Here is a 5,898-nt window from a genome sequence, read left to right as displayed (position 1 = left end):
GGTGCTCAGCCGGCGTCAGCGCGACGGCGCGGGCGTCAGCGGGGCCCGGTGGTGTCACGGGGTTTGACGTCGCGGCCCAGGCGGCGTTCCGGCGGAACGTCCTGGACGTCGCACAGGGCAAGCCACACCTGGCGCGGCGGAATGCCGGCGCTGAGGGCCTGGTCCGCGGTGCGGCCTCCGACCCCAGCCAGGACCAGCGAATTGCTCAGGACGCGGGAGTATCCCGCGCCGAACTCGTCGTCCATAAGCCGCCAAAAGTCACTGATTCGCACGAGTAAAGTCTCTCACGGCCGGGGACTCTAGAATGGTTGCCATGAGCAACCCAACTGAGTCCGCGGGAGATCCCGCTCCCGATACCGCCGGCGCGGACGCCGCCCTGGACGCCGTCGAGAACCAGCTGAGTCTGCTCTGGCGCCGGGGCCGGTCGATTTCCCACCAGCTCTCGCGCCAGGTCCACCCGGACATGGAACCCGCCGCTTACGGGCTGCTCAGCGTGATCCGCAAGCAGGGCCCCATCCGGCTGACCGACCTCGCATCCTGCATCGGCGTCGGCAAGCCTTCGGTGAGCCGGCAGATTGCTTTCCTCGAGGGCCTCGGCCTCGTGTCGAAGGAGGCGGACCCGCTGGACGGCCGGGCGCAGGCCATCCGGTTGACGTCCGAAGGCGAGGAAAGGATGCACCAGGTCCAGGACGCACGGCGTGAGGTGTTCCGGGAACGCCTGGCGGAATGGCCGGCCGAGGATCTGCAGGCTTTGGCCATGTACATGGCCAAGCTCAATGCCACCTACGAGCGCGACGGTTTCCCCCGGGACGAGCACGCCTGACTCCCCCACCGGGAACCCTGGTCACCGAAACACGTCAAAGGACAACACGTCAAAGGACCTCCGGCCTGGGCCGGAGGTCCTCTTTTATGTCTTAGGTCTTAGGTGAGTGGCGGGCTAGCGCGCTCCGGAAAGGAGGCCCTTGGCCAGCTCGTCGGTGAGATCGGAGTTCAGTTCCCGGTCGAGGTCGCGGCCATAGCGCTGCGCGAACTCCTGGGGGACGGTGTCCGGAACCGCGACGCCCTCGGCGACCGCGACGCGGTCGCTGACTTCGCGGAGCATGCTCGAAAGCGGAACATCGAGGGCCGAGCAGATCGAGGAGAGCAACTCCGAGGAGGCTTCCTTCTGGCCGCGTTCCACTTCGCTCAGGTAGCCCAGGGAAACGCGGGCACTGTGCGAGACTTCGCGGAGCGTACGGCCCTGGCGCTGGCGGACATCGCGCAGGACATCACCGATTTCGTGACGTAGTACAACCATCTTGCGCTCCTTCTGTTCGCTCTTGGCCTGATCGGCGAGGCCCACATCCTTCCAGCGGACAACGCCGTTTACGGATACGGGCTGCTTTACCATCTGTATCGCCTTGCTCCTCGTACTGTCGAGTCCGCCGGTGGGGGCGGACTCTGCTGATGTTTTCATCCTAGGCGCCTCCCTCATTTGGAAGCGACACAATGTAACAACTATTCGGAATCAACTTTTGTTCCCGGCAACTTTACGCCCGGTAGCCTTCGGAAGATAGGGCCTCCAGCAGACGCTCCAGCGCGGCGCCGCACGCAAGTGCGCGGATCTCGGCACGGCTGCCGTCAAAGGAATAGGGGTACGACGTCGATCCTTCCGCCGTGGCGATGCCGACAAAGACCGTGCCCACCGCTTTGCCGTCGTGCGGTTCGGGACCGGCCACGCCGGTGGTGGAAACGCCGATATCGGCGCCGCAGATGCGGCGCGCCCCGTCGGCCATGGTTGCGGCTACCTGGCCGTCCACGGAGCCAACGGCGTCGAGCAGCTCAGCGGGGACGCCAAGAACGTCGGACTTGACCCTGTTGGCGTAGGACACCACGCCGCCCTGCAGCATCCCGGAGGCCCCGGGCGTGTCGGCCAGCACGGCGGTGATCATGCCGGCGGTGAGCGATTCGGCGGTGGCGGCGGTCAGGCCGCGGCCGAGGGCGCCGGTGACTGCCTGCTCCGCCAGGCGGTGCAGATTGGGGTGCAGATTGGGGTGCAGATTGGGGTGAGGAACGGGGTCCGGCTGGTTCATGGCTTGTTCTCCCTTGAACGTTGTTTCTCTGCCTTGATGCCGGCGGACCGCAGCTTGAGCGCCTCAATGACGTATTCGCCGCCGGTCCACAGGGTGATGGCCAGGGCGGCCATCATCACGATGAACGCCACGACGCCCAGCCACGGGGCGAGGGATGCCAGCGGAAGGACGTAGAGGAAGATGGCCGCCGTCTGCACCACCGTCTTGAGCTTTCCGCCGCGCGAGGCCGGGATAACGCCGTAGCGGATGACGAAGAAGCGCAGCGCGGTGATGCCCCACTCCCGGACCAGGATCAGGATGGTGACCCACCAGGGCAGTTCCTGGAGCAACGAGAGCATGACCAGCGCGGAACCGATCAGGAGCTTGTCGGCGATCGGGTCAGCAATCTTGCCAAAATCGGTGACGAGGCCGCGGGACCGGGCGATGTCGCCGTCGAGCTTGTCCGTGTAGATGGCGACCGCGAAAACGAAGGCGGCCGCCCAGCGCCAGACGCCGTTCTGGGCCTGCAGCCCCGGCGCGTCGAGGAGCAGGAACCAGACGAAGAACGGCACCAGCACTATCCGCAGCATCGTGAGGACATTCGGCAGGTTCCAGATCCGCGAGGCGGATCCGGCGTTGGCTTCGGCGCTATTCACCTTCCTAGGCTACCTTCTGCGCTACCGGCCGGTGAGCGACCAGGCGTCCTCTGAGCCGTCCTCGTCGCCGGAACCGCCGTCGGCGCCGTCATGGTAGTCGATCGCCTGGGTGCGGTTCTCCAGGTCCGCCGCCACGAGGTCCTCGGCGTAACCGCCCTGGGCGATGTTCGCGTTGGCGTTATCGCTCAGCGCCGCGGTCTGCGAGTCGGCGGACACCGGACCGTCCTGGCCCTTCATCGCGGCCAGCACGGCGGCGAGGTCATCGGGCTTGACCAGCACGTCGCGCGCCTTGGAACCTTCGGAGGGCCCCACCACACCCCTGGACTCGAGCAGGTCCATGAGGCGGCCGGCCTTCGCGAAGCCGACGCGGAGCTTGCGCTGGAGCATCGAGGTGGAGCCGAACTGGGTGGTGACCACGAGCTCGGTTGCCTGGAGCAGGACCTCGAGATCGTCCCCGATGTCGTCATCGATCTGCTTCTTCTGCGCCTCGGGCGCGACGTCATCGCGGTAAACGGCCTTGAGCTGGCCCTTGACGTGCTCGACGACCTTGTGGATCTCGGACTCGGTGACCCAGGCACCCTGGACACGCATGGCCTTGGAGGCCCCCATCGGCAGGAACAAGGCATCGCCCTGGCCGATGAGTTTCTCGGCGCCCGGCTGGTCCAGGACCACCCGGGAGTCGGTGACAGAGGAGGTGGCGAAGGCCATGCGGGAGGGCACGTTGGCCTTGATCAGGCCGGTCACGACGTCGACCGACGGGCGCTGGGTGGCCAGGACCAGGTGGATGCCGGCCGCACGGGCCAGCTGCGTGATGCGGACAATCGAGTCTTCAACGTCGCGCGGGGCCACCATCATGAGGTCGGCGAGTTCGTCCACGATGACCAGCAGGTACGGGTACGGCTTGATGACGCGCTTGGAATCCACCGGCGGGTGGACCTTGCCGGCCCGGACAGCCTTGTTGAAGTCATCGATGTGCTTGAAGCCGTAATTGGCGAGGTCGTCATAGCGGGCATCCATTTCCCGGACCACCCACTGCAGGGCCTCGGCCGCCTTCTTCGGGTTGGTGATGATCGGGGTGATGAGGTGCGGGACCCCCTCGTAGGCCGTGAGTTCCACGCGTTTGGGGTCCACCATGACCATCCGGACCTCGTCCGGGGTGGCCCGCATCAGGATCGAGGTGATCATCGAGTTCACGAACGAGGACTTGCCGGCACCGGTGGCGCCGGCCACGAGCAGGTGCGGCATCTTGGCCAGGTTGGCCACGACGTACCCGCCCTCGACGTCCTTGCCGACCCCCATGACCATGGGGTGGTCGGTGCGACGGGCGTTCTGGCTGCGGAGCACGTCGCCCAGGGACACGGTTTCGCGGTCCGTGTTGGGGATTTCGATGCCGATGGCCGACTTGCCCGGGATGGGGCTCAGGATGCGCACATCCGAGCTGGCCACGGCATAGGAGATGTTCTTGGACAGGGCGGTGACCCGTTCCACCTTGGTGCCCGGGGACAGTTCGATTTCGTAGCGAGTCACGGTGGGGCCGCGGCTGAAGCCGGTGACCTGCGCCTCCACGTTGAACTGGTTGAGGGTCTCGGTGAGCGAGGCGACAATCGCGTCGTTGGCCTCGGTGCGTTCCTTGGGGATAGAACCGGGTGTCAGCACGTCCGACGCCGGAAGGGTGTAGGTGACGTCGCCGGCCAGGGAAAGCTGCTCGGTGCGCTGCGGAATGGGGGTGGGCAGCGGTGCGGGCGCGACCGGGTTGGAGGGGACCTTGGCGGCCGCAGCGGCTGCATTGAGCGATCCCGCGGCCACCATCCCCGGAGTGACCAGCGGGATGGCCTCGGTGGCATCGCCGCTGGACTCCGCCGCAACGCCGGCGGATCCTGCCGTGCCGAGGCCCTGGGCGGCTTTGATCTTTTCGACGGCGATCTCGGCCTGGGTGGGACGGCGGACGCCGGGCGCGACGTCGGGCGCGGCGTCGGCTTCCACGCCAGAGCGCGCCTTGCCCCTCGTGCCCTTGGCCGGAGGTGCGTCGGCCGCTTCCTCATCTGCGATGAGGGCGCGTTCGAAGGCCTCGTCGCCGACGTAGCCTTCCAGGCCGGACTCGTCGTCGTGGTCCTTGCCGAAGAGGCGCTTGCGCTTCTTCCGGGGCGGGGCCGGTGCGTCGTTCTCGTACAGGTAGCTGCGGTCGTGGCGGTCGCCCCCGTCGTCGTCTTGCAGGTCGATGCCCATCAGGTGCTCGTAGGCGTCGCGCAGGCGGCCAGGGATCGCGCCGAAGGGCGTGGCGGTGACGATCAGCAGGGAGGTGAAGGCCAGCAGGCCGTAGACCGCGACGGGGACGGCGGTGTGCACGGCGGCCAGCGGGGCGGCGGCTAGGTAGCCGAGCATGCCGCCGGCCCGGCGCAGGCCATCGAAACCGTCGGCGACGGTCGGCTGGCCGCCAATGATGTGCGCCAGCCCGGAACCGGCGAACGTCATGATGAGGAAGCCGATGCCGACCCGGTTGTTGCCGCGGCCGTCGTCGGGCTGGCGGAACAGCCGGAAGGCGCACACGAACAGCATGAGCGGCAGCAGCAGGACCATCCAGCCGAACGTGCCGTTGACGATCGCAAACACGAGGTCAGGGAGCCAGCCCTGGAACCCCCACCACGCGAAGGTGGCAACGAAGACTCCCAGGGCCAGGTTGAACAGGGCGGCGCCGTCGCGGCGGTCCTCGGGGGCGAGGTCGCTGACGTCGTGGCCGACCCGCCGGATGCCGGCGCCGATCACGTGGGCGACGCCCAGCCAGGCACCGGCCAGCACCCTCACTACCCAGGGCTGGTGCGGCTCAACAACGGCCAACTGCCGGGTCCGCGCGGTGGTTGCGGTTCTACCTGCGGTGCCACCTGCGGCTCCCCGCGGCCGGGCGGATTTGGATGCAGCGGGACGGGACCCCCGGCCGGGAGAACTGCCTGATTTGCCGCTTGAGTTTCCTCTAGGCGCGGAAGAAGTACGAGTCGCCATACCCGCCACGGTACCGGATGCCGGGCCGAAAACCCCGAATTTCCGGGCGCCCGGGATCATGTTGCCGCCACCACCAACGGGAACGGCCTCCCCCGCCTCCCGCGGCTCTGAGGCTGCGGGTTGGCGGGGAAGGCCGTTGACCAGGCATGCGCCGGGCGGTGTGAAGGGCTTACACCCGGTGAACCACCTGAGGC

General features: G+C 67.6%; 6 protein-coding genes. 1 reads left to right on the top strand and 5 read right to left on the bottom strand.

The window, feature by feature from the left end:
• Nucleotides 1–35: 35 nt before the first annotated feature.
• On the bottom strand, nt 36–272 hold the full coding sequence (locus Y706_RS0114960; RefSeq protein WP_028277227.1) for a DUF3046 domain-containing protein: 237 nt from the start codon (nt 270–272) through the stop codon (nt 36–38).
• Between the two features lie 41 nt (nt 273–313).
• Between Y706_RS0114960 and Y706_RS0114955 the strand changes: the two genes are divergently transcribed.
• Nucleotides 314–823, top strand: a complete 510-nt coding sequence (locus tag Y706_RS0114955; RefSeq protein WP_028277226.1) for a MarR family winged helix-turn-helix transcriptional regulator — start codon at nt 314–316, stop codon at nt 821–823.
• A 114-nt stretch (nt 824–937) separates the two neighbouring features.
• On the opposite strand, the gene Y706_RS0114950 is transcribed toward Y706_RS0114955, so the two are convergent.
• The 4 genes from Y706_RS0114950 to Y706_RS0114935 all read right to left on the bottom strand — a co-directional run bounded on the left by Y706_RS0114950 (nt 938) and on the right by Y706_RS0114935 (nt 5,704).
• Nucleotides 938–1,390, bottom strand: coding sequence for a helix-turn-helix domain-containing protein (locus Y706_RS0114950; RefSeq protein WP_026538316.1), 453 nt, complete (start codon nt 1,388–1,390; stop codon nt 938–940).
• Between the two features lie 139 nt (nt 1,391–1,529).
• Nucleotides 1,530–2,072, bottom strand: coding sequence for a CinA family protein (locus Y706_RS0114945; protein WP_043436239.1), 543 nt, complete (start codon nt 2,070–2,072; stop codon nt 1,530–1,532).
• A complete protein-coding gene (gene pgsA, locus Y706_RS0114940; RefSeq protein ID WP_243181800.1) occupies nt 2,069–2,641 on the bottom strand; it encodes a CDP-diacylglycerol--glycerol-3-phosphate 3-phosphatidyltransferase in 573 nt (190 codons plus the stop codon). The genes Y706_RS0114945 and pgsA overlap by 4 nt, the downstream gene beginning before the upstream one ends.
• A gap of 87 nt (nt 2,642–2,728) precedes the next feature.
• Entirely contained in the window at nt 2,729–5,704 is a 2,976-nt protein-coding gene (locus Y706_RS0114935; RefSeq protein ID WP_028277223.1) for an FtsK/SpoIIIE family DNA translocase, read from the bottom strand.
• Nucleotides 5,705–5,898 lie beyond the last annotated feature (194 nt).

This window comes from Arthrobacter sp. I3 (assembly GCF_000520575.1).
GTDB classification, from domain to species: Bacteria; Actinomycetota; Actinomycetes; order Actinomycetales; family Micrococcaceae; genus Arthrobacter; species Arthrobacter humicola_A.
This window is presented reverse-complemented; position numbering and strand designations above follow the sequence as displayed.

Coding starts and splice junctions, on each gene's coding strand:
- Y706_RS0114955 (WP_028277226.1), top strand. CDS start 314: ATGAGCAACCCAACTGAGTCCGCGGGAGATCCCGCTCCCGATACCGCC.
- Y706_RS0114950 (WP_026538316.1), bottom strand. CDS start 1,390: ATGGTAAAGCAGCCCGTATCCGTAAACGGCGTTGTCCGCTGGAAGGAT.
- Y706_RS0114945 (WP_043436239.1), bottom strand. CDS start 2,072: ATGAACCAGCCGGACCCCGTTCCTCACCCCAATCTGCACCCCAATCTG.
- pgsA (WP_243181800.1), bottom strand. CDS start 2,641: ATGCTGCGGATAGTGCTGGTGCCGTTCTTCGTCTGGTTCCTGCTCCTC.
- Y706_RS0114935 (WP_028277223.1), bottom strand. CDS start 5,704: ATGGCGACTCGTACTTCTTCCGCGCCTAGAGGAAACTCAAGCGGCAAA.